We start from the raw sequence: 21,116 nt of genomic DNA on the forward strand, positions 1-21,116 counted from the left end.
CGTTATTCCTTTACGGCGGGAGCGGGAGTGAACAGTTGCGCAAGGTGCACCACGACGGTGACCGCGCAGGCGAACGGCAACGCCAGGTACACCGCGCCGGCGGACACGTCGAGCGCGGGCAGGGTCTGGTCCATCGTCAGCTCGGCCAGTTGCCAGCCGGCGTAGCCCAGCGCCACCAGCCCCACGATGATCAGCACCTGGTTCAGGCGTTCGAATGCGTTGAGCACCCGCGGATTGCGCACCACGAAGGGCAGCAGGCCGGCCATCAGGTGCGAACGCTCGAAGCTGCACACGACCCCGCCGACGAAGGCGGACCACACCAGCACCAGGCGCGGCAGCTCCTCGGCCCAGTGCGGCGTCGTGTGAGTGACGAAGCGGGAAAACACCACGTAGGTGATCAGGATCGCCAGCAAGGCCACCGCCAGGGCGGCGAAGGCCTTGCTGATGCCCGACAGGATGGCGGACAGTCGGTTGAGCATTACTTGGCCTCGCGGTACTTCTGGACCAGCGCCATCAGTTCGGGGCCGTAGGTGACCGAGTAGGTCTTCCAGACCGGCTCGACGGCGGCGGCGAAGGCGGCCTTGTCCACGTCATTGACTTGCATGCCCTTGTCCTTGAGCTGGGCGACGAGCTGCTGGTCGCTGTCGCTGATCATCTTGCGCTGGGCGTCGCGCCACTTGTCGGCGGCGGCCTGCACGACCTTCTTGTCGTCGGCCGAGATCCGGTTCCAGACCGGCTTGGAAATGATCAGGCTGGCGGGGCCCCAGACGTGGCCGGTCAGCGACAGGTACTTCTGCACTTCGAAGAAGGACGAGGTGTAGATGATCGACAGCGGGTTTTCCTGCGCGTCGAACACCTTCTGCTGCAGGGCGGAGTAGAGCTCGCCGAAGGCCAGCGGCGCGGGGTTGGCGCCCAGCGCGGTGAAGGTGTCCAGGCGCATCTTGTCCGGCGTCACGCGGGTCTTCAGGCCGGACAGATCGGCGGGCTTGCTCACCGCGCCGCGGTTGTTCGTGACGTGGCGAAAGCCGTTTTCCCACCATGAGATGATGGTCAGGTTCTTCTTGTCGGCCAGCTTGGCCAGCGCCTGCCCCAGTTCGCCGTCAAAGGCCTTGTAGGCCTGCTGGGACGTGGACCAGGTGTAGGGCAGCTCGACCACGCCGAACTTGGGTTCGATGGGCTGCAGCGAACCCGAGCCGATGATGGCGGCGCCCTGGCTGCCGATCTGCAGGCCTTCCAGCATGGTTTTTTCATTGCCGAGCTGGCCGCTGGGGAACAGCACGAAGTTGACGCGGCCGTCGGTCTTTTCCTTGACCTCCGCGGCAAAGCCTTCGGCGGCCTTGTTCCAGCTATGGCTGGGAGCCAGAACGTGGCCCAGCTTGATGTCCAGGGCATGCGCGGAAAGCGGGGCAAGGGCGGCGCCGGCGAACAAGGCGGCGCCGAGCAGGGAAGCGAGTTTTCGGTGGGCGAAGGTCATGGCAAGGCTCCAGGATCGGAATATCGGAAAAGGATGGTGGTGGAGGGTCGGCGGGGTGCGGCCCCGCTCAATAGGATTGCCCCCGCATCGAGGCGGGGTGGCCGGGTAGCGCGATGCGCGTCCCGGTGTCGGACAGGCCGTTGTCTCCCACGGCCAGGACCTGCATGCTGGCGTCGAGGAAGTTCCCGACGTACAGAAAGCGGCTATCGGGACTGAAGGCGACACCCTCGGGCAGCGCGCCGACCTCGATGGCGCCGGCGCGCGTCACGCGCAGGCCCTTGATGCGAAGCAACACGATCTGCCCGCGCGGATGATGGAACCAGGCGCTGGATGGATTGTTCGAGCCCTGCACGATGGCGACCGCCGCGTAGCGCCCGTCCGGGCTGATGGCGATGCCCTCGGGGCCGTCCTCGACCATCACGCGGTCCACCACGCGCGGCGGCGTGCTGGACAGGTCGACCACGCTGACCGAATCGGCGTGGCCGTCGGAGGCGGTGGCGCTGCCCATGTCGACCACCAGGGCCAGCGCGCCGTCGGGCGACACCACGAGATTGAAGGGCACCAGGCCGGTGGTCAGGTCTTCGGACGGGTCGTGGGAAACGCGCGGCGTCGGGCCGCTTTCATCGATGTGCAGCACGCCCAGCCGGTGCGTGTCGGTCTTGACCACGAAGGCGCGCCTGCCGTCCGCCGCAAAGGACACGGCGACCACTGCCGTGCCCATGTCGACCTCGCCGCACACGTCGGCCCGGCCGCCGGCCAGGCGCAGCACCGACACCGACCGGCCGGCCTTGTTGGCCACCAGCGCCAGCGTGCCGGCGCGGTTGATCGACAGCCCGGAGGGCTGCAGGCCCGCCTGCAGGGTCTGCACGACGGCGGGCGGCGTGACGGCCAGGTCGATCACGTGGACGTCGCGGCCGGGCGCGGGCTGCCAGCCGTTGCCGTCCGCGTGGGGCAGCCATTCCATCGAGTCGGCGATCAGCGCCAACCGTTGGTCCGGCGCCACCGCCAGGTTGACCGGGGGGCCGAACAGCGAATTCGGCAGCGCCAGCGTCGCGACGAGGGCCGGCGCCGCGGGGTCGGCGTTCGCGTCGAAGATGCTGAGCGTGTCTCGGCCGGGCGCCAGGTAGCGGATACGGCCGTCGTCCCAGGTGACTTTTTCGTCGTTGCCGACCAGGAGGTAATGCGGGGCGCGCGCGCTCATGCGGCCAGCTCCTGGACTTGCGGCACGGCCAGCGTGGCCCCGATCAGCTGCCGTGTGTAGGGATGCTGGGGCGCGAAATAGACCTGGCCGGCGTCGCCGCGTTCGACCACGCGGCCGCCTTGCAACACCACGATGTCGTCGGCGATGTGCTGCACCACGGCCAGGTTGTGGCTGATGAAGAGGTAGCCCAGGCCGCGCTCGCGCTGCAGGGCCATGAGCAGGTTCAGGATCTGCGCCTGCACCGACACGTCCAGGGCCGAGGTGGGCTCGTCGCAGATCAGCAGTTGCGGTTCCAGCATCAGGGCGCGGGCGATCGCCACGCGCTGGCGCTGCCCGCCGGAAAGTTCGCGGGGATAGCGGCCGGCAAAGGCCGGCACCAGTCCGACCGCGTCCATCATCCGGCGCACCGAGGCGGCGCGCGAGGCCGCGTCGCCGATGCCGTGCACGCGCAGCGGCGCGGTCAGGATCTCGCTGATGGTGCGCCGCGGGTTCAGCGACGAATAGGGGTCCTGGAACACCATCTGGATGCGGCGGGCGCGGGTGCGCGCGGGCATCGCGGCCAGCGGCCCGCCGTCCAGCAGCGCCTGGCCCTGCGTGGGCGCCAGCAGCCCCAGCATCAGCTTGGCGATGGTGGATTTGCCGCTGCCGGACTCGCCCACCAGGCCGACGGTGCGGCCGGGAGGCACGTGCAGGTCGATATCGTGCAGGATCCGGGGCGCCGGACGGCGCGAGAACAGGCTGGCGCGGGCGTACTGGAACGACAGCCCATTCAGGCTGATGCCGGCGTGTTGCGTGGCGGGCTGGCTCATGCGGGGACTCCATGGCGCAGGGCGCCGGGTTTCACGCACAGGCAGCGGTGGCCGTCCTGCTGCTGTTGCGGGAAGGGCTGCGCGCAGCGCGGTTCCGCGACCGGGCAGCGTTCCCGGAAGGCGCAGCCGGTGATCGGGGTGTCTAGCGACGGCACCGCGCCGGAGATCGTGGCCAGGTCGGCCCGGGGCGTCGTGCGCCCGGGCTGTGGAATGCAGTTGAGCAGCATCGACGTATACGGATGGCTGGGGCGCTCCAGCACCTCGCGCACCGTGCCGCCTTCGACGATGTCGCCGGCGTACATCACGATGACGTGGTCGGCGATGCGCGCCACCAGGCCCATGTCGTGCGAAATGAACACCATGCCCAGGCCGAATTCGGCCTGGATGTCGCGCAGCAGGTCCAGCAGCTCCGCCTGCACCGTGACGTCCAGCGCCGTGGTGGGTTCGTCGGCGATCAGCAGTTCCGGGCCGCACATCAGCGCCATCGCGATCATCACGCGCTGGCGCAGGCCGCCGGACAGTTCGAACGGGTACTGGCGCATGCGCTCGCCAGGGTTGGCGATCCCGACGCGGCGCAGCAGATACTCGGCGCGTTCGGCGGCTTCGCGCCGGCTGACGCGCTTGTGGCGGCGTAGCACGTCGATGAGCTGGGTGCCGATGTTGAACACCGGATTGAGCGACGTCATGGGGTCCTGGAAGATCATGGCGATGCGTGCGCCGCGCAGCTGCGCCAGCCCCGCTGGCGTCAACGCCGACAGGTCCTGGCCCGCGAACTCCAGCCGCGCCACGCGGCGCCGCGCCGCCGCCGGCAGCAGGTCCAGCAGGGCCAGCGCGGTCAACGACTTGCCGCAGCCGGATTCGCCCACGATGCACAGCGTCTTGCCGCGTTCCAGGGTGAAGTCCACGGCGCGCACCACGTGCTTGGTGTGCGTGGGGGCGTGGATGTCGATGTGCAGGTCCTGGACCCGCAGCAGCGGAGCGTGGGTGGCGGTCATCGGGTCACCCCTTCTTCAGTTGGATGGCGCGCAGGCTTTCGCCGGCGCGGTTCACGCACAGCACCAGCAGGAACAGCACAACGCTGGGAATCACCACCAGCGATGGCTGGAACAGCATGTTTTCCTTGCCCTCGGCGATCATCAGTCCCAGCGAAGGCATCGGCGCCGGTACGCCCAGGCCCAGGAACGACAGCGAGGCTTCCAGCGTGATCGCCATCGCGGCGTCCACCGTGCCGATGATGAGCAGGTTGCCGACCAGATTGGGCAGGATGTCGCGCCAGATGATCTGCAGGTGCGTGCACCCCAACAGGCGCGAGGCGGTGACGAACTCGGCATTGCGCAGTCCGGCCGCCATGGTGCGCGCGACCAGGGCGTAGCGTTCCCACAGCAGCAGGCCCAGCACCAGCACGACCACCGTGAGCGAGGCGCCCACCACCGACACCACGGCCAGCGCCACCAGGATGATGGGCAGCGCCAGGCGCGCCGTGATCAGGAACGAGACGACGCGGTCCACCGCGCCGCCGAAGTAGCCGGCCATGACGCCCAGCGTGGTGCCGATCAGGCCGCCCATCAGCGCGACCGACAAGCCGATCAGCGCCGACACGCGCACGCCGTACAGGGCGCGCGCCAGCACGTCGCGGCCGAGCTGGTCGGTGCCCAGGATGTGGTTCCAGTCGCCGCCTTCGGCCCAGACCGGCTCCTGCAAGCGCGCCAGCAGGTCCTGCGAGTACGGGTCGTGCGGAATCAAGTAGGGGCCGATCAGGCCGGCCAGCACCAGCAGCGCCAGCGCAGCCAGGCCCGCGTTGCGGCCGAAGCGGGCCAGGCGCGCGCCGCGCGGGGCGGCGGGCAGGGGGGAGGCAAGGGTATTGCTCATGACGCGACTCGCACTCGGGGGTCCAGCCAACCGTTGATGAGGTCGGCCGCCAGGGTCAGGACGATGTAGATCAGCGCAAAGATCAGGATCAGCGCCTGCATCGTGGGGAAGTCGCCGCGCAGGATGGACGTCCAGGCCAGCAGGCCGGCGCCATTGATGGCGAAGACGGTTTCGATCACCACGGAGCCGGCCAGCAGCGTGCCCATCTGCGCGGCCGCCAGCGACACCAGCGGGCGCAGCGCATTGCGCAGGGCGTACTTGCCCACCACGCTTGCGCCGCCCAGGCCCATGGCGCGCGCGGTGCGGATGTAGTCGGTGGCCAGCACCGACTCCATCTCGGACTTCATCAGCCGCAGCATCGCCGGCATGGCGAACAGGCCCAGCGCCACGACCGGCATCACGTAATGCTTCCAGGTGTCGAAGCCGGACGCCGGCAGCCATTGGTTGCGCACACTGAAGACGATGATCAGCAGAAACGCCAGGCAGAAGGGCGGCATCGCCTGCGCGCAGGCGGACAGCATCATCGTGGCCCGGTCGATCAGCGACCCCTTGCGCAGCCCCGCCAGCACGCCCAGCGGAATCGCCAGCAATAGCGCGAACGCCATTGCGGCCAGGCCCAGCTTGGCGGTCGCCGGGAAATGCTGCGCCAGCAGCTCGGCAACGGGCCGGCTGAAATACAGGCTGTCGCCGAAGTCGCCGCGCACGACGCCGGCCAGCCAGCGTCCGTACTGCGTCAGGATGGGATCGTCAAAGCCGTGCAGCTGCGACAGGCGGGCGGCGTCGGCCGCGCTGCCTTCGCCGGCCAGGCGCGCGGCGGGGTTGCCGGACGCGAACACCAGCGAAAAGCTGATCAGCGACACGAACACCACCAACAGGGCGGCGACGAACAAGCGGCGGAACAGGAATGCAATCATGGGTCAACCTTTGTCCTCTGGCGCGGGCGCGCAGCGCTCCGCCCGGACGCACGGAACGTCCGGATCGGAAGGGGTATGCGCGCCAGCGCGGCCGGCAGGCCGTATCAGTTCCAGGCGGCCTTGTAGAAGCGCGGGAACTCGTCGCCGTCGACCGAGAAGTTCAGGTCCTTGGCCTGCACGGCGTTGAGCGAGTGGTTCCACAGCGGTACCCAGTAGGCCTGTTCGGCCACGATCTTCAGGGCCGCCGCGTAGTTCTTCGCGCGCACGTCGCGGTCCACGGTGGTGTCCGCGGTTTGCAGGTGCTTGATGACCTCGGGGTTCCTGGCCTGGTCGTCCGGACCGCCGCGGAAGAAGTTGCTGGTGGACAGCGCGGCGTCGGCGATGCCGTAAGAGCCCCAGTTGGACGACAGCATGGCGATCTTGCCGTCGCGCCAGTTGGTCATGGCGGTGCCGTATTGCTGCTCGACCAGGTTGAGCTTGATGCCGGCCTTGGCCATCTGCGCGGCGGCGGCGTCCAGAATGGCGCGCGGCGGGGCGGAGATCACCAGGTCCAGCGTGACGCCGTTGGGATAGCCGGCCTGCGCCAGCAATTGTTTGGCGCGGGCGGGATCGAACTTGTAGGCCTGGACGTCGCTCGTGCAGCCGAATTGGGCCGGATTGCAGGCGGCGTTGATGACCTTGGATGCGCCCCCGACCAGCGCCTTGCGGATCGCTTCGCGGTCGATCGCGTAGTTGATCGCCTGGCGGACTTCCTGCTTGGCCAGCGGCGACTTGCCGTCGTCAAAACGCGGATTCAGCGAGATGTAGCTGATTCGCATGATGCTGCTGCTCTTGACCGTGACGGACGGCGTCTTTTCCATGCGCTTGGCCACGTCCGGCGGTACGCGCCAGATCCAGTCCAGGCCGCCCGACAGCAGCTCGGCGTATTGCGTGTTCGCGTCCGGCAGCACCCGCACGACCAGCGTCTTCACGGCGGGCTTGGGGCCGAAGTAATCCTCGTAGCGCTCGTAGACGTAGCGGCTGCCGGGCTGGCTTTCCACCAGGCGGTAGGGACCGGTGCCGATGGGCTTGGCGCCCATGTCGGACTGGTTGGCCTCGTAGTACTTGCGCGGGTAGATCGGCAGGTTCTCCGACAGCATTTCCAGCGCCAGCGGGTAGGGCGTCTTCATCTTGATGCGTACCGTGTCGTCCGACGCCTTTTCGGCCTTGGCGATCCACGCGACCTGGTTCTGGAAGCGCGCCTTGTAGCCTTCCGAGGACACCAGGTTCAGCGTGTACAGCACGTCGTCGATGGTCAGGAGCGATCCGTCGTGGAACTTCACGTCCTTGCGGATCGGCAGTTCGATGGTCGTGTCGTCGATGAACTTGTAGCCGGTCGCGATGGCCGGCCCGAATTCGCCCGTGTCCTGGTTTTTCTGCAGCAGCCCCGAGAAGACCATGCGCGCGAGCGCCAGGCCGGGACGGTCCGATTCCTTGTACGCGTCCAACGTGGCGGGCGCCGCGTCAAAGGCGATATTGAGGGAGTTGTCAGCCTTGTTGGCCTGGGCGGCATGGGCGCCTAGCGCCAATAGCGCCGCGCTTACGAGCTTCACGGTACGGGTCAGCTGCATGTTTTCACCTTGATATGTTTTAAGTATGTGTCTGGGACTTCTGGGACTGCGAGGACTGCGGGTGCTGCAAATCGACAGGCAAGCCGCTCCCCTGGCCGCGGGCGGCGCCATCAGGCGCCGGCGGTGCATGCACGGTCGGTGGGGAGGTCGCCGGCGCGTTCGCGCGCTAGGCTGCACAGGGTTAGCGGGGCGTCAGGTCATCGCATTCCGACGCTGCCGAAGTCTTCCCGCAAGCGCGCCAGGATGCCGACCAGATGGTCATGCATGGCGTGACGCGCGCGGATGGGATCACGGTCGACGATGGCCGCGAGAATGCGTTCATGTTCCTTCTGGGCTTCGATCCACACCTTGGTGGTCACGAAGTGTTCTTCCAGGCGATGGAATACCGGGCTCAGCGTGCTGAGGTGCCAGATATGCGAAATGGCGGCCGCCAGCGCGGCGTTGCCGCAGGCCGCCGCGATCGCGCCGTGGAAGGCGCGGTCGTGGATGCTGGGCGATTCGGTCAGCGACATGCCTTCATGCGCGGCGCGGATCGCGGCAATCTGGGCGGGCGAAGCCTTCTGCGCGGCCAGCGCGGCGCATTCGGGTTCGATCAACAGGCGCGTCTCAAGCAGGTCGAAGGGGCCGATGTCGGTGGCTTCGACGCCATTGGCCTCAGGCTGCGCCTCGCGGGTTTCGCGGTATTGGCCGTCTTCGCGCGCCGGGCAGACGAACACGCCCGTACCCACGCGCACCTCGACATAGCCTTGGATCTCAAGCGCAATCAGCGCTTCGCGCACGGACGCGCGGCTTACCTGGAGTTGCTCGGCCAGTTCACGCTCGGCCGGCAACCGGCCGCCCGCGGGGAAGTCGCCCGCCTTGATGCGCGCGGCGATCTGGTCGGCAATCATGCGGTAAAGGCGGGTGGAGGCGACGGCCTGCAGAGATGTCATTGTCTTTGGATGCGGTTGAACTGGGGTGTAGAGCGTAATGGGTTCCGGGCCTCGGTGTCTCGCACGGCATTGCAGGAGCGGCAAGGTGTCTGGGTGCCTGATGGTCCAGTGGTCAGGCCACTGGACGAAATGTACCGGACGAGAACCGCGTTGGGAACCGGGCAAATGCGCTTTTCGGCGGTTTTCAGGGAAAACCACTAGCGCCGGATCGGCCCCGGTATGATGAATTCCCTCTAATCACAGAACCCGCGAACGGCGGTATTTCGCCGTCCCATTGGAAGCCCCACGCATGACAGACCGCCTGCAACAGACCCTGCGCCGCTTTGACGACTACAACGCCGCCGATCCCAATGCATTCGAATGGGAAGGCCACGCCTGTCCGCAGGAGCTGTTTCTTGCGCAGAAGCTGCACGAATGGGTGATGAAGCTGGCGCCGCAGGCTTCCGAAGCGTTGATCCTGGCGTCGCGCTGCCAGCACATCGGCCGCTGGGAGATCGCGCGGGACAGCTATCCCGAAGGCCGCGTGGGCTATCTGACGTGGCGCAAGGCGCTGGCGCGGCATCACGCGCACATTGCGCAGGCCATCATGAAAGAGACCGGCTACGCGCCCGAGGACTGCGAGCGCGTGACGGCGATCCTGATGAAGCAGGGGATCAAGCAGGATCCGGACGTGCAGGTGATGGAAAACGCGCTGTGCCTCGTGTTCCTGCAGTATCAGTACGAGGCCTTCCATCCGGCCCACAAGGACAAGATCGTCGAGATCCTGCGCAAATCATTGTTGAAGATGGATGCCGCGGGCCACCAGCAGGCGCTGACGCTGCCGTTTTCGACGGTGGGGATGGGATACCTCAAGCAGGCGATCGCCGCGGTCGAAGCCGGGCGCTAGACGCCGCACCGACGCAAACAGGCCTGCGGCAGGCCGGGATGCGATTCCCGGCCTGCCGCAGGCCTGTCTTGCCGTTGGAACGGCTTATCCGGACGCTTCAGTCGGACGCTTCAGGCGCCGTGTCGGCGGGCGCGGCGGTGGCTGGCGCCTCGCCGGTGGATGCCGGCGCTTCGGCCGCAGCCGCCTGGGCCTTCTTTTCGGCGCGCACGCGCGCGGCGTTGCGCGACGCATTGCGCGAGGCCATGCGCTTGGCGTGACGGGCCTCGTTGGCCGTCACGGCGCCGGCGGGTTCGCCGTTCAGATCGACGCGCGGCGCGTTCTCGACCATGCTGGTCCAGTAGCGGCGGCCATCGCACCAGGTCTTGACCGCTTCCTTGATCTGCGCCTCGTCGAGCTGCAATTGTTCGGCGTGTTGCACCAGGTCCGCCAGCACGCCGAGCTTGAGCGGAAGCTTGGGCGCGGGATTCTTGGGGAAGGCCTTGGGAAAGTGGCGCTGCAGGCGCGAGATGGCGACGACGACGGGGTCGACCGGCGTGTCGCGCTTTTCGGGGCGCGGGGCGCGCTGGCCCTTGTCGCCGCTTTGCGCGCGCTGGCTCTTGTCGCCCTTTTGCGGACGCGGACCCTTGGCGGCGCCCTGCGGGCGGCGCGGCTTGTCTGCGTCTTGCGGACGCGATTCTTTCTTGGAGCCCGCCTTGTCAGGCGACTGCTTGATGAGCAATTCCCGGATGGCGGCTAACTGTTCTAGTCCCATGTGCTACACAAAAAAAAGGTTGAAGCCGCGAGCGTGTCCGCTACGCCGCCAGTTGTCGGCCTTCCAGCACCGTTAATGCCGGTACGGCGCTGGATTTCCGCCCAGGAAAACCGCTACCCGGCAACGACCACGAGCAGCGCCAGCGACAGCAAAATGCCGAACGCGGCCAGGGCAAACGGCAGTAGTAGAACATACACGCCGCGTTCCTGCCCCCGGCCATGGGCCAGACCGGCCGCTATCGACATCCGGACCGGCGAAAAAATCCCCATGGACGTGCCCGATACATGCAGCAGCGCGGCCGCTGCAGGCACGCTCAGGCCGGCCTGAAGCGCTAATGATAGCTGGGACGGCATGAACAGGCTGTTCGGCGCATTGCCGCTGTTGGCCAGGATGCCGAAGGCGCCGGCCAGGAGCGGCGTGATCAGGATAGTCCAGTCGCGCAGGCTGGAAAATAGGCCGTTGGCATAAGCCTGCGAGATGCCGGCGCCCGCCAGCGCCTCGGCCATCATGGCGAACAGAAAGACCGACAGCACCGCATGGCGCCCCGTCATCCAGGCGGCGCGCGCCTGCGCCGCGAGCGCGCCGCGGCCGGATTGCCATGCCGCCATGGCCAGCGCGCCGGCGATCAGCCAACTGCCGGCATGCAGGAAGGGCATCCAGGCGGGCAGGTCCGCATACGGGCGCAGGTCGGCCAGGCCGGCAAGGCCGCGATTGAGCGTCGTCACCAGGCGCGTGGCCACCAGCCAGGCAATGAGGACGATGTAAGGCAGGGCGCGGCGCGCCGCGGCCAGCGCCTGCGTGAAGTCGGGCTTGCGGTCGGCCAGAAAGCGCAGCACGATCAGCGGGCCGTATGCCGCCAGCAGCGCCGTCTCCGGTCCCAGCAATGCCGTCGCGGCGGCCAGCGCGGCCAGGCTCGCGGCCATCCAGCCGGCTTCACGCCCCAGCTCCGAGGCAGGCGCATGCATTCCCGCGCGCTGGGCGGTGCGCCAGTAAAGCGCCATCCAGACCAGCATCAGCAGCGCTACGGGCGCCATGCTGTAGAGCGCGAGCTGCGTCGGCGGAACGCGCGCATAAGCCGATGCGAGCAGCGTGCCGCTGCCCATTGCGCCCCAAGGGATCAGGGTCTGGCTGAGCAGCGCGAACACCATGGTGTCGCGCGGCTTCAGGTCGAGCGGGCGGATCAGCATGACGGTGCCCAGCATGCCCACGCCAAAGCCGGTCGCGGACTCGGCGAACGGCCCGACCAGGAAACAGGCAAAGAACAGCAGCCTGCGGCGCGCGATCGGATCGGGCCGCGCCGCCTTGTCCGGCGCGCCTTCCGGCGCACGTCCTTGCGCCGCCATCTGCCAGAACAACAGGCCGCCAAAAATGTAGGGGGTAATGATCCACCCGATCCAGAGCCCGCGTTTCAACGCCTGGGCGAGCTGGGGCAGGTCGAACGGCGCGGGCGCGGCGAACAGCGCCACGGGCAGGGTCGCCAACAGGCCCAGCACCGCCGCGATGGTCGTGTTGACGCGCCCGCTGGCGATCGCCGCGATCACGGTCAGCGCGGGAAGGGACCACAGTAGAACCATCATGGAAGTGACGCCTGCATCGCGTTGGGTGGGTTGGCGGCGCAAAGCGTAGCAGTCTACGCCGAGCGCGGGCAGGCGGACAGGCGGGATGCGTGGGGCGCACGCACGAGTCGGACAAAAAAAACGCCGGCTGGCGCTTGTGCGCGAGCCGGCGCGTTGTTGGGGGAAGGAAGCGCGGCGGGGTCTTTACTGATTGGCGCCGCGGATGTTGCCCGCGATACCCCCGGCAGCGCCGCCGATCGCGGCGCCAGTCCATGCGCTGCCGCCCGCGATGGCGGCAATGCCGGCGCCCGCCGCGGCGCCCATCAGGCCGCCCGTGACGGTGCCTTGCTGTTCCTTGGTCATGTTGGTGCAGGCGGCCAGCGATGCCATCGCGATGGCCACGCCTATCGTACGAATCGTTTTCATGGCGGCTCCTAGGGGGTGCGTTTCGTCTTCGTGGCGGGCATGACGATCTCGAACCAGATGGTCTCCACGACGGGACGATCCAATTGGCCCGGATTGGCCGCGTACCAGCGGTCCAGCGTGTCGCGCACCGAGTCCAGCGTCTGGTTCTGAAGCCCCATGGAGAACTTCGGCACCAGGGTCTGGGAGTCCGGCACGGCCCGGCGCTGCTGATAGGCCCGTTCAACTTCGAGGACGTTCGCCATGCCCAGCAAATAGGCCTTTTTGAGGTTGGCGTCCGATTCGGTCCAATGCTTGCCGGTGACGATCGGGGCGGGTTCGGAGGGGGCGGCCGTGACAGCCGACCCGAAGAGCATCGAGACGGCTAGGGTCGCAGGGCCAAGCAGGTGTTTTACTCGCATCGCATCGCTCCTTTGGCGGAACAAAAGATAGAAAAACAACCTTCGCGCGCGATCCGGGCGGACGAATCTTGATGGCCGATCGAAAAGCGGTACTGATCAATTTATGCCTGAATGCCTGGGCGTGCAAGACCGGATTGCAGGCCGCCCGTGAGCCTCAGTACGCGGCGGACGCAGCCGGCGCGGGGTCGCCGGGGCCGGACGACAGGAAGCTGGCCGCCAGCCGGCGCGCGCTGTTTGCGTAGAGCAGCACGTCCACGCCCACCGCCACGAATGCGCATCCCAGCTCCAGGTAGCGGCGCGCGAGCGCGGGGTCGGACGTCAGCGTGCCGGCCGCCTTGCCGCGGGCGATGATGACCCGCATGGCGCGTTCGATGGCCGCCTGTACCTCGGGATGGCCCGGCCGGCCCCGGTACCCCATCGAGGCCGCCAGGTCGGCGGGGCCGATGAACACGCCATCGACGCCCGGCACGTCGCAGATCGCCTCCAGGTTGGCCAGGGCCTGCACGGATTCCGCCTGCACCAGCAGGCAGACCTCGTCATCGGCGACCTCCAGGTAGTCCGCGCGGGCGCTCCAGCGCGACGCGCGGCCCACCGCGCTGCCGACGCCGCGCACGCCGTGCGGCGGGTAGCGCGTGGCGGCGACCAGCGTGCGCGCCTGCTCGGCCGTGTCCACCATCGGCACCAGCAGGTTCTTCGCGCCGATGTCCAGCATCTGCTTGATGAGGGCCGTTTCGCCGCTGACCACGCGCACCACGGGCTGCGAGCGGTAGGGCGCCACCGCCTGCAAGGCGGCGAGCGTGCCGCGCAGGTCATTGGGCGCGTGTTCGCCGTCGATGAGCAGCCAGTCAAAGCCCGCGGTCGCGGAGACCTCGGCCAGATAGGGATCGGCCATGGAGAGCCATAGGCCCACCTGGGGTTGGCCAGCCGCCAGGGCCGCCTTGAAGGAATTGTTTGCCGGCATGCGGGAAGGTTCCTGATGAAAGGGTCAACTGACGATGCCCAGGTGCCAGGGCACGAACTCGTGGTTGCCCAGGCCTAGCGCTTCGCTTTTGGTGGGCGCGCCCGAGGCGGCGCGCAGGATGTGTTCAAAGATGCGCTGCCCCATCTGCCCGATGTCCAGTTCGCCATCGAGCACGGCGCCGCAATTGATGTCCATGTCCTCGTGCAGCCGCGCGTACATCGCGCTGTTGCTGGCCAGCTTGAGCGTGGGCGCGGGTTTGGAGCCGAACATCGACCCGCGGCCCGTGGTAAAGCAGATCAGGTTGGCGCCGCTGGCGATCTGGCCGGTCACGGCCACCGGGTCATAGCCCGGCGAATCCATGAAGACCAGGCCGGCGCGGTCGATCGGTTCGGCGTATTCGTACACGGCCTGCAGCGGCGTGGTGCCGCCTTTCATGGCCGACCCCAGCGATTTTTCGAAGATGTTTGCCAGGCCGCCTTGCTGGTTGCCGTGGCCGACGACGCCGTTGAACTGCGCGTTCTGGCCCGCGGTGTAGGTCTCCCACCAGGCCAGCCGGTCCAGCAGCTTCTGGCCGACTTCCGGCGTGACGGCGCGGCGGGTCAGCATGTATTCCACGCCGTGGATTTCCGGCGTTTCCGACAGGATCGCCGTGCCGCCGTGGCGCACCAGGATATCCATGGCGGCGCCCAGCGCGGGATTGGCCGTAATGGCGGAATACCCATCGGAGCCGCCGCACTCCAGGCCGATCTTCAGATGGCTCGCCGGCACGGAGCTGCGCCGCGCCGCATTGGCCTGCGGCAGCAGCGCCTCGATGGCGCGGATGCCGGCCTCGATCGTGGCGCGCGTGCCGCCCGTCTCCTGCATCACCAGCGTGCGCACGCGCGCGTCGTCCGCCAGGTGCTGCGATTCGATCAGTGAAGCGACCTGGTTGCGCTCGCAGCCCAGTCCCACGATCAGCACGGCCGCCAGGTTGGGATGGCGCGCATAGCCCGCCAGCGTGCGCCGCAGCACGTCGAAATGCTCGCTGGGCGAAGACATGCCGCAGCCGCTCGTCTGGGCGAACGCCGCCACCCCGTCCACGTTGGGAAAGGCAGCCAGGCGTTCGGGCGTGAAGTGCTGCGCGATATGGTGGATCACCGTCGCTGAACAGTTGACCGAGGCCAGGATGCCGATGAAATTGCGCGTTCCCACCCGCCCGTCGGCCCGCACAAAGCCCTGGAACGTGGCACGCTCGGCTTCGGGCAACAGGGCGACTGGCCGCGCGTCGCGGCAGAACGCCGGGTCGCGCTCGAAGTCCGCCAGCGCAAGGTTGTGCGCATGCACGTGGTCGCCGGCTTCGATATCGCGGGCCGCCACGCCGATGATGGCGTCGTACTTGCGCACCGGGGTGCCGGCCGGGATGCGGCAGGCGGCGATCTTGTGCGCGCCCGGCACCTGCGCCCGCACGCGCAGCCCCAGCGCCGGGATGTGCATGCCCAGCGCCAGGGCCTGCCTGGCGACCAGGACATTGTCGTTGGCGTGCAGCCGGATCAAAGGGTTGGAATTCACCGTGGATCAGCCTTTTTGCAGCATTTCTTTCAGTTTGAGGCGCGCGATCAGCGCGGTCTCCTGCTGGTAGACGGCGGCGATGTAGGCCTGGTAGTCGGGACCGTCCAGGTACATCACCGGCGCATCGATCCGGTCGGCCACCTGCTTGAAGGCGTCGCTCTTGACCGCGGTGCGGAACGCGTCGCGCAGCTTTTGCTCGACTGCGGGATCCAGGCCCTTGGGCGCGCCGATGCCGTTCGGCGCCTCAACCACCACGCCGTAGCCCAATTCCTTGAGGGTGGGCGCGTCCGGAAAGCGCGCCGTGCGCGACTCGCCCCAGGTCGCCAGCAGGCGCAGCTTTCCGGATTCCACATGGGGCGCCCACGAACTGGAATCGGCCAGCAGATCGATCTGGCCGCCCAGCACATCCTGCAGCGCCGCCGCGCCGCCCTTGTAGGCAATCGCGTTAAAGCGCACGCCCGCCGCCATGGCGAATTCCTCCATGCCGACATGGGTCGCGCCGCCAATGCCGGCGTGTCCGTAGGTCAGCTTGCCCGGATTGGCCTTGGCATGCGCGACCACGTCTTTCAGCGTCTTGAATGGCGAGCTGGCCAGCACGGCGATGCCGAAGGTCTGGCCGGACGTGCGGGCCAGATAGGTGAGCTCGGTGCGAGGATCGAGCTGCAGCATGCCCAACTGGGAAAAGCGCGTCACCGAAATGGGAATCTGGCCGATGGTGTAGCCGTCGGGCTGGGCCTGCGACAGCGACTTGGTGCCGATCATGCCCGAGGCGCCGGCGCGGTTCTCGACCACGATGGATTGGCCCAGGACGCCGGACGCCACCTGGCACAGGGCGCGCATGGACTGGTCGGCCGTGCCGCCGACCGGCCAGGGACAGATGAAGGTGATGGGCCGCTGCGGATAGCCGGCGGCGCGGGCCGCCAAGGGCGTCAGCAGGCCGACGGCGCCGGTGCCGGCCGCCGCGCCCAGGCATGCCGCGCTGGCCAGAAGCCTGCGCCTGCGCAGGTCAGGGGTGGGGATGTGCCTCATGGTTTGTCTCCGGGTGTCGTTGTTATGGGGCGCGCCGGCCAGGCTTTCAGGGGCGGCCTGAACCTATTCTCGTGAGCTTAAACATAACAATCCAATAGAATTGGCTCATCGCTTGATAACCCTAATGATATGTATCGGGAGCCTGCATGGCGCACCTGGACCGTGTGTTTCGCTCGAACCTCAAATTGCGGCATCTGCAGCTGGTCGTGGCGCTGGACGAATTCCGGCACCTGGGCAGGACGGCCGAGTTCATGGCCGTCAGCCAGCCGGCCGTCTCGCGCATGCTGTCCGAGGTCGAGTCCATGCTGGGCCTTTCGCTGTTCGAGCGGTCCGTGCGCGGCACGGAACCGACGGAAGCGGGCGCCGCGGTGGTGCGCTTTGCGCGCGGCGTGCTGGCGCAGTATGCGCGTACCCGCGATGAGATCGATGCGGCGGCCAGCGGCGCCGCCGGCAAGACGCGGGTGGGGGCGATGGCGGTCGCGCTGCCGGTGCTGCTGGCGCGCGCGGTGCAGGCCCTGAAGGCGCGATCGGCGCGCGCGACCGTGCAGATCGAGGAGGGCGACCTCACCCACCTGCTGCCCAAGCTGCGGCTCGGCGAGCTGGACCTGTTCGTCGGCCGGCTGGAGCCAGGCTACGCGGCGCCAGACCTCCAGACCGAGGCCTTGTTCGAGGAACCGATGGTGGTTGTCGCCGCGCCGGGCAGCAAGCTGGCGGGCGCGGCCGCGCCGGCATGGGCGGACTTGGCGGCAATGCCCTGCGTGATGCCGCCGCCCTGGGCGTCGTTGCGGGTGAAGCTGGAGCAGCAGTTCCACCGCCATGGCCTGGAGCCGTCGCCCGACCTGATGGAGACCTCGTCCTATCTGGCCACGCTGACTTTCGTGCGCGAGCGCAACGCGGTCGGGTTTCTGGCCCGGTCTGCCGCGCGCAGCTTTGAAAGCCAGGGGCTGTGCCGGATTCTGGATGTGCCGTTGACGTTGGGGCTTCCGCCCGTGGGGATCATCACGCTGCGCGAGGCCGGCTTGCCGGCGGGCAGCGCGCAGTTGATCGAATGCCTGAGGCAAGCCGCGGCGGACGGCGCCGGATAGCCCGGCGCGCGTCCGCGCATGGCGTCACTTGGACGCCGTGGCGGCGGCCGGGGCCAGGGCCAGGGCCTGCAGCAGGCGCTGCGCGTTGCCCTGCAGGTCGGCGATGGGATCGGCGCCCTCGGTGGCCAGGACCACCGCCTGCGCGCCGCCAGCCTCGATCGCCTGCCGCAGTTCCGGCGTGGGCTCGCGATGCAGCAGCGCGGCGGCGGCGCCATTGTCCTTGAGCTTGGCGGTCAGGTCCGCCAGCGCTTGCGGCGTCCAGTCCCTGTCGTCGCGGGCGTCGGTGTCGATGAGGTCCAGGTTGAATTCCGCGATCAGGTAGGGCAGGCGCTCGGACAGGCTGATCACCGCCACGTTTTCGGCCTGGGCAAGCCCGGCCTGGCTTTTGGCGTTCAGTTCGACGAGCGTGCGCTTGATCTGGGCCAGATTGTCGGCGATGCGCTTTTCGTCGGCGGGCGACAGGCGTTCCAGGTCGGCGGCGACGATGTCGGCCATGCGTCCGAGGTTCACGATGCTCAGCCAGGGATAGGCGCTGAACTGGCCGCCGGGCCGCGCATCGCGCTGCAGGGCGATGCCGTTGAGGGCGCCATCCAGCGGGCGCGCGGCGTCGATCTCGATGATGCGGATGTTGGCGCGGCGGGCATTCGGGTAGAGCGGATCGTCGGGCCAGATCGAGCGCAGGCCCACCGCCGCGTCCGCCGAGGCAGCCGCCTTATGCAGCGCGGCGCCGCCGCGCCCGCTGAAATAGGACGACAGGCGCGTGGGCGGCAGATTGGCGGGGGCAGCCCGCTCGACGCGGATGTGGGTGTCGCGGGCGAGGTTGCTGGTCAGGGCAAACACCACCGGGTGCGCGGCCAGCACGGTGGCGCCCGCGGGCGTGGCCGCTGCGGCGGGCCCGGCTGCCGGCGCCTGTGCCTGTCCCGCGCGCGCCGCACGGCCGGTCGTGGCGGCTTCCTGCGCGTGGGCCGTGAGGGCGGCGCCCAGGGTGGAGGCGATCGCCAGCGCCAGGGCGGCGCGGCGCAAGGTTACGTATCCCGACTTCACACTCATGCTGCATTTCCTTTCAGTCCCGGCACCAGGCTGCGCGCCAGGGCCGAGATGGCAAACAAAATTCCCGCGACCAGGATGATGGCCGCGCCCGAGGGCACCGGCAGTTCCAGCTCGATGGGCAACATGATGCCGGCCAGCGTGCTGATCATCGCGAACAGCACCGACATCGCGAAAAAGCCCTTGAGCGACTGCGCCAGCATCCGGGCCGCCGCCGCCGGAATCACCAGCAGCGCGCCGACCAGGATGGCGCCGATCACCTTGACCGAGGCCACGGTGACCAGGGTCACCAGGATCACGAACAGGTAGTCCATCGCCTTGACGGGCACGCCCCGCACGGCGGCCAGCTGCGGATTGAAGCTGGCCAGCATCAGGCGGTTGTAGTTCGGCAGGGCCAGCGCCAGCGCCAGCAGCGCCACGCACGTCAGGACCGAGAGATCGTTGCTGTTGACCGTCAACACCGACCCGAACAGCACGTTCTCCAGGATGTGGATGTTGATGCGGCCGGACAGCACCAGCAGCAGGCTCGCGCCCAGGGCCAGCGATACCGACAGGAACACGCCGATCAGCGTGTCGGGCGTGAGGCGCGTGCGGTTGCTCAGGAAATTGAGCAGGATGCCGAAGATGAGGCAATAGCTGAACAGGCTGCCGTAGGGGCCGGTATAGGGCTCGCCCAGCAGGATGCCGATCGCCACGCCGGTCAGCGCGGCATGGCCCACGGCCTCCGAAAAGAAGGCAAAGCGCTTGACCACCACCAGCGTGCCCAGGCCGCCCAGCACCGGCCCGATGATCAGGCCGGCCAGCAGGGCATTGACCACGAAGCCGTAGGCCAGCGAGCCGGGCAGCACGCCGGACTCGGCGGCGCTTTGCACCAGTTGGCGCAGATTGTCGAACAGGGCGTTCATGCGGCGCGCTCCTGAGTCAGGCTGGCGACGCGCGGCCGCGTGGAGAAGAGGGCCAGCAGGCGGTCCGGCGTCAGCACCTGCGCGGGCGGGCCGTCGCAGAGCACCTGGCGGTTCAGGCCCGTGACGCGATCGGCCAGCCGGCCGACCGCCTCCAGGTCGTGCTCGATCCACAGCACGGTCACGCGCTGGGCTCGCCAGCCGTCCAGCAGTTCCTCGAACACGCGCACGCCGGCTTCGTCGAGCGCGGACATCGGTTCGTCCAGCACCACCAACGCCGGGCTGGGCACCAGGCCCTGGGCCAGCAGCACGCGCTGGCGCTCGCCGCCGGACAGGGCGCCCATGCGCCGGTTGCGCTTGTCCTGCATGCCCACGCGCTCCAGCGCGTGGGTGATCTCGCCGGCGCGCGCGCGCGACAGGCCCAGGAACGCGGGCTTGCGCTGGCACATCGCGGCCATGAAGTCGTTGACCGTCATGGGCAGGCCGCGATCGAACTCCAGCGCCTGCGGGATATAGCCGATGATGCCGGGCCGCTCGCCCGGCCAGGCCACGCTGAGCTTGCCGCGATGCGGCATCTGGCCCAGCAGCGTCTTGACCAGCGAACTCTTGCCGCCGCCATTGGGGCCGACCAGCGCATGCACGCTGCCCGCCGCCACGGTAAAGCCGACGTCGCTCAGGATGTCGGTGCGGCCCAGGGTGAGGCCGATGCGGTCGAAGGTCAGCGTCGGCCCCAGCGCGCCGGCCGGATGGGCCGTAACGGGGCCGCTCACGCGCCGGCCTCTTCGATGGCGCGCACCACGGTGGCCAGGTTCTGCTTCATTTCCTTTTCAAACTGCTCGGGGCTGTATTCGCCGTACGAAATGTGAGACAGCGCATAGAGCTTCACGCCGGTCTCGCGCTGGATTGTCTCCACGTACGAGGAGGGGAAGTTCAGTTCCGAGAAAATCACCTTGACGTCCGCGGCGCGCAGTTGCTCGATGGTGCCCTTGAGCTGCGCGGGGCTGGGCTCGATGCCGTGCGCCGGTTCGACCACGGCCGTCACCTCCAGCCCGAACTCGCGCAGCAGGTAATCGTAGGCGCCGTGGATGGTCGCGACGCGCAGGTCCGCGTTGGGCGCCTTGGCAAGCTGGCCCAGCGCGTCGGCGCGCAGCTTGCGCAGGCGCTGGCCGTAGGCGCGCGCATTGGCGGTGTAGGCCTGCGCATTGGCCGGATCGATGCGGCCCAGTTCGCGGGCGATGGTGTTGATCTGCGCGATCGAGGCGGTGATCGACAGGAACGTGTGCGGATTGACGACCTTGCCCGAATCGCCGCCCCGCGCGGCCATGCCCACCGCGGCCAGCAGCGGCACCTGCGCGTTCGCTTCGATCACCGGGATCTTCGGCTTTTCGCTGGCGGCGATCATGCGGTCGGCGAAGTCATCGTGGCCGATGCCATTGAGCACCACCACGTCCAGCGTCCCGATGCGCTTGATGTCCTCGGCGCGCGGCTCGTAGGCGTGGGGATTGAAGCCCACCGGAATCAGCGGCACCACGTCGGCCTTGTCGCCGACGATGTTCGCGACGTAGCTGTAATAGGGATGCAGCGTCACGCCGATCTTCAGGCGCTTGGCCTCGTCGGCGTGGGCGGGCGCGGACAGCGCGCCGGCCAGCAGTGCCAGCGCGGCCAGCGGCGCGGCGCAGCGGCGCAGGATCAGGGACAAAGACGAAAAGGCAGACATA

The 21,116-nt window shown here is 68.3% G+C and carries 22 protein-coding genes; 2 read left to right on the forward strand and 20 right to left on the reverse strand.

Translation table 11 applies throughout. From position 1 onward, the window contains the following. Window positions 1-2: 2 nt before the first annotated feature. The 9 genes from BXA00_RS23390 to BXA00_RS23430 all read right to left on the reverse strand — a co-directional run bounded on the left by BXA00_RS23390 (window position 3) and on the right by BXA00_RS23430 (window position 8,809). The gene (locus tag BXA00_RS23390) at window positions 3-479 is read right to left on the reverse strand and encodes a TRAP transporter small permease (RefSeq protein WP_076520772.1); all 477 of its coding nucleotides are present in this window, start codon (window positions 477-479) and stop codon (window positions 3-5) included. Then, on the reverse strand, window positions 479-1,474 hold the full coding sequence (locus tag BXA00_RS23395) for a DctP family TRAP transporter solute-binding subunit (protein WP_076520773.1): 996 nt from the start codon (window positions 1,472-1,474) through the stop codon (window positions 479-481). Before BXA00_RS23395 ends, BXA00_RS23390 begins: the two co-directional genes overlap by 1 nt. 67 nt (window positions 1,475-1,541) lie before the next feature. Beyond that, entirely contained in the window at window positions 1,542-2,675 is a 1,134-nt protein-coding gene (locus tag BXA00_RS23400; RefSeq protein ID WP_076520774.1) for a YncE family protein, read from the reverse strand. Further along, window positions 2,672-3,484 (reverse strand): ATP-binding cassette domain-containing protein, encoded by an 813-nt coding sequence (locus tag BXA00_RS23405; protein ID WP_076520775.1) that lies wholly within the window; start codon window positions 3,482-3,484, stop codon window positions 2,672-2,674. The genes BXA00_RS23400 and BXA00_RS23405 overlap by 4 nt, the downstream gene beginning before the upstream one ends. Continuing rightward, window positions 3,481-4,479 (reverse strand): ABC transporter ATP-binding protein, encoded by a 999-nt coding sequence (locus BXA00_RS23410; protein ID WP_076520776.1) that lies wholly within the window; start codon window positions 4,477-4,479, stop codon window positions 3,481-3,483. The genes BXA00_RS23405 and BXA00_RS23410 overlap by 4 nt, the downstream gene beginning before the upstream one ends. 4 nt (window positions 4,480-4,483) lie before the next feature. After that, a complete protein-coding gene (locus BXA00_RS23415; RefSeq protein WP_076520777.1) occupies window positions 4,484-5,353 on the reverse strand; it encodes an ABC transporter permease in 870 nt (289 codons plus the stop codon). Beyond that, window positions 5,350-6,267, reverse strand: coding sequence for an ABC transporter permease (locus BXA00_RS23420; RefSeq protein ID WP_076520778.1), 918 nt, complete (start codon window positions 6,265-6,267; stop codon window positions 5,350-5,352). Before BXA00_RS23420 ends, BXA00_RS23415 begins: the two co-directional genes overlap by 4 nt. A 104-nt stretch (window positions 6,268-6,371) precedes the next feature. After that, on the reverse strand, window positions 6,372-7,877 hold the full coding sequence (locus BXA00_RS23425; protein ID WP_076520779.1) for an ABC transporter substrate-binding protein: 1,506 nt from the start codon (window positions 7,875-7,877) through the stop codon (window positions 6,372-6,374). 197 nt (window positions 7,878-8,074) lie between these two features. After that, complete coding sequence (locus BXA00_RS23430) at window positions 8,075-8,809, reverse strand: FadR/GntR family transcriptional regulator (protein ID WP_076520780.1); 735 nt, start codon at window positions 8,807-8,809, stop codon at window positions 8,075-8,077. A 289-nt stretch (window positions 8,810-9,098) separates the two neighbouring features. Between BXA00_RS23430 and BXA00_RS23435 the strand changes: the two genes are divergently transcribed. Further along, window positions 9,099-9,695, forward strand: a complete 597-nt coding sequence (locus BXA00_RS23435) for a DUF4202 domain-containing protein (RefSeq protein WP_076520781.1) — start codon at window positions 9,099-9,101, stop codon at window positions 9,693-9,695. Window positions 9,696-9,792: 97 nt separating this feature from the next. Here BXA00_RS23435 and BXA00_RS23440 read toward each other — a convergent pair whose 3' ends face one another. The 7 genes from BXA00_RS23440 to BXA00_RS23470 form a co-directional block, all read right to left on the reverse strand. Beyond that, window positions 9,793-10,446: a ProQ/FinO family protein gene (locus tag BXA00_RS23440; protein ID WP_076520782.1), complete on the reverse strand. Its 654-nt coding sequence runs from the start codon at window positions 10,444-10,446 to the stop codon at window positions 9,793-9,795. 113 nt (window positions 10,447-10,559) lie between these two features. Then, a complete protein-coding gene (locus tag BXA00_RS23445; protein ID WP_076520783.1) occupies window positions 10,560-12,023 on the reverse strand; it encodes a hypothetical protein in 1,464 nt (487 codons plus the stop codon). A 183-nt stretch (window positions 12,024-12,206) separates the two neighbouring features. Beyond that, complete coding sequence (locus BXA00_RS23450; RefSeq protein ID WP_076520784.1) at window positions 12,207-12,428, reverse strand: hypothetical protein; 222 nt, start codon at window positions 12,426-12,428, stop codon at window positions 12,207-12,209. Between the two features lie 8 nt (window positions 12,429-12,436). Further along, on the reverse strand, window positions 12,437-12,826 hold the full coding sequence (locus tag BXA00_RS23455) for a hypothetical protein (protein WP_172805885.1): 390 nt from the start codon (window positions 12,824-12,826) through the stop codon (window positions 12,437-12,439). Window positions 12,827-12,980: 154 nt separating this feature from the next. Beyond that, the gene (gene hpaI, locus BXA00_RS23460; RefSeq protein WP_076520786.1) at window positions 12,981-13,787 is read right to left on the reverse strand and encodes a 4-hydroxy-2-oxoheptanedioate aldolase; all 807 of its coding nucleotides are present in this window, start codon (window positions 13,785-13,787) and stop codon (window positions 12,981-12,983) included. A gap of 24 nt (window positions 13,788-13,811) precedes the next feature. Next, complete coding sequence (locus BXA00_RS23465) at window positions 13,812-15,335, reverse strand: UxaA family hydrolase (protein ID WP_076520787.1); 1,524 nt, start codon at window positions 15,333-15,335, stop codon at window positions 13,812-13,814. A gap of 6 nt (window positions 15,336-15,341) precedes the next feature. Further along, window positions 15,342-16,364, reverse strand: coding sequence for a tripartite tricarboxylate transporter substrate binding protein (locus BXA00_RS23470; protein ID WP_076520788.1), 1,023 nt, complete (start codon window positions 16,362-16,364; stop codon window positions 15,342-15,344). Window positions 16,365-16,510: 146 nt separating this feature from the next. Between BXA00_RS23470 and BXA00_RS23475 the strand changes: the two genes are divergently transcribed. Further along, window positions 16,511-17,449, forward strand: coding sequence for a LysR substrate-binding domain-containing protein (locus BXA00_RS23475; protein ID WP_076520789.1), 939 nt, complete (start codon window positions 16,511-16,513; stop codon window positions 17,447-17,449). A 24-nt stretch (window positions 17,450-17,473) separates the two neighbouring features. Here the strand turns inward: BXA00_RS23475 and BXA00_RS23480 are convergent, their stop codons facing one another. Genes BXA00_RS23480 through BXA00_RS23495 form a run of 4 tightly spaced genes read right to left on the reverse strand, consistent with a single transcriptional unit; the run spans window position 17,474 to window position 21,115 of the window. Then, the gene (locus BXA00_RS23480; protein WP_076520790.1) at window positions 17,474-18,499 is read right to left on the reverse strand and encodes a metal ABC transporter solute-binding protein, Zn/Mn family; all 1,026 of its coding nucleotides are present in this window, start codon (window positions 18,497-18,499) and stop codon (window positions 17,474-17,476) included. Then, the gene (locus BXA00_RS23485) at window positions 18,496-19,401 is read right to left on the reverse strand and encodes a metal ABC transporter permease (RefSeq protein WP_076520791.1); all 906 of its coding nucleotides are present in this window, start codon (window positions 19,399-19,401) and stop codon (window positions 18,496-18,498) included. Before BXA00_RS23485 ends, BXA00_RS23480 begins: the two co-directional genes overlap by 4 nt. After that, window positions 19,398-20,168 carry a metal ABC transporter ATP-binding protein gene (locus BXA00_RS23490; protein ID WP_076520792.1) on the reverse strand — a complete coding sequence of 257 codons (771 nt, stop codon included), beginning with the start codon at window positions 20,166-20,168 and terminating at the stop codon, window positions 19,398-19,400. Before BXA00_RS23490 ends, BXA00_RS23485 begins: the two co-directional genes overlap by 4 nt. Next, window positions 20,165-21,115: a metal ABC transporter solute-binding protein, Zn/Mn family gene (locus BXA00_RS23495; RefSeq protein ID WP_076520793.1), complete on the reverse strand. Its 951-nt coding sequence runs from the start codon at window positions 21,113-21,115 to the stop codon at window positions 20,165-20,167. Before BXA00_RS23495 ends, BXA00_RS23490 begins: the two co-directional genes overlap by 4 nt. Window position 21,116 lies beyond the last annotated feature (1 nt).

This window comes from Achromobacter sp. MFA1 R4 (assembly GCF_900156745.1).
In the GTDB taxonomy this organism is placed as follows: domain Bacteria; phylum Pseudomonadota; class Gammaproteobacteria; order Burkholderiales; family Burkholderiaceae_B; genus Achromobacter.

Bases quoted from the DNA above. Each gene is read 5' to 3' on its own strand.
- BXA00_RS23395 (WP_076520773.1), bottom strand. From the start codon at position 1,474: ATGACCTTCGCCCACCGAAAACTCGCTTCCCTGCTCGGCGCCGCCTTG.
- BXA00_RS23480 (WP_076520790.1), bottom strand. From the start codon at position 18,499: ATGAGTGTGAAGTCGGGATACGTAACCTTGCGCCGCGCCGCCCTGGCG.
- BXA00_RS23400 (WP_076520774.1), bottom strand. From the start codon at position 2,675: ATGAGCGCGCGCGCCCCGCATTACCTCCTGGTCGGCAACGACGAAAAA.
- BXA00_RS23435 (WP_076520781.1), top strand. From the start codon at position 9,099: ATGACAGACCGCCTGCAACAGACCCTGCGCCGCTTTGACGACTACAAC.
- BXA00_RS23440 (WP_076520782.1), bottom strand. From the start codon at position 10,446: ATGGGACTAGAACAGTTAGCCGCCATCCGGGAATTGCTCATCAAGCAG.
- BXA00_RS23485 (WP_076520791.1), bottom strand. From the start codon at position 19,401: ATGAACGCCCTGTTCGACAATCTGCGCCAACTGGTGCAAAGCGCCGCC.
- BXA00_RS23430 (WP_076520780.1), bottom strand. From the start codon at position 8,809: ATGACATCTCTGCAGGCCGTCGCCTCCACCCGCCTTTACCGCATGATT.
- BXA00_RS23420 (WP_076520778.1), bottom strand. From the start codon at position 6,267: ATGATTGCATTCCTGTTCCGCCGCTTGTTCGTCGCCGCCCTGTTGGTG.
- BXA00_RS23415 (WP_076520777.1), bottom strand. From the start codon at position 5,353: ATGAGCAATACCCTTGCCTCCCCCCTGCCCGCCGCCCCGCGCGGCGCG.
- BXA00_RS23495 (WP_076520793.1), bottom strand. From the start codon at position 21,115: ATGTCTGCCTTTTCGTCTTTGTCCCTGATCCTGCGCCGCTGCGCCGCG.
- BXA00_RS23475 (WP_076520789.1), top strand. From the start codon at position 16,511: ATGGCGCACCTGGACCGTGTGTTTCGCTCGAACCTCAAATTGCGGCAT.
- BXA00_RS23450 (WP_076520784.1), bottom strand. From the start codon at position 12,428: ATGAAAACGATTCGTACGATAGGCGTGGCCATCGCGATGGCATCGCTG.
- BXA00_RS23405 (WP_076520775.1), bottom strand. From the start codon at position 3,484: ATGAGCCAGCCCGCCACGCAACACGCCGGCATCAGCCTGAATGGGCTG.
- BXA00_RS23455 (WP_172805885.1), bottom strand. From the start codon at position 12,826: ATGCGAGTAAAACACCTGCTTGGCCCTGCGACCCTAGCCGTCTCGATG.
- hpaI (WP_076520786.1), bottom strand. From the start codon at position 13,787: ATGCCGGCAAACAATTCCTTCAAGGCGGCCCTGGCGGCTGGCCAACCC.
- BXA00_RS23445 (WP_076520783.1), bottom strand. From the start codon at position 12,023: ATGATGGTTCTACTGTGGTCCCTTCCCGCGCTGACCGTGATCGCGGCG.
- BXA00_RS23425 (WP_076520779.1), bottom strand. From the start codon at position 7,877: ATGCAGCTGACCCGTACCGTGAAGCTCGTAAGCGCGGCGCTATTGGCG.
- BXA00_RS23390 (WP_076520772.1), bottom strand. From the start codon at position 479: ATGCTCAACCGACTGTCCGCCATCCTGTCGGGCATCAGCAAGGCCTTC.
- BXA00_RS23410 (WP_076520776.1), bottom strand. From the start codon at position 4,479: ATGACCGCCACCCACGCTCCGCTGCTGCGGGTCCAGGACCTGCACATC.
- BXA00_RS23470 (WP_076520788.1), bottom strand. From the start codon at position 16,364: ATGAGGCACATCCCCACCCCTGACCTGCGCAGGCGCAGGCTTCTGGCC.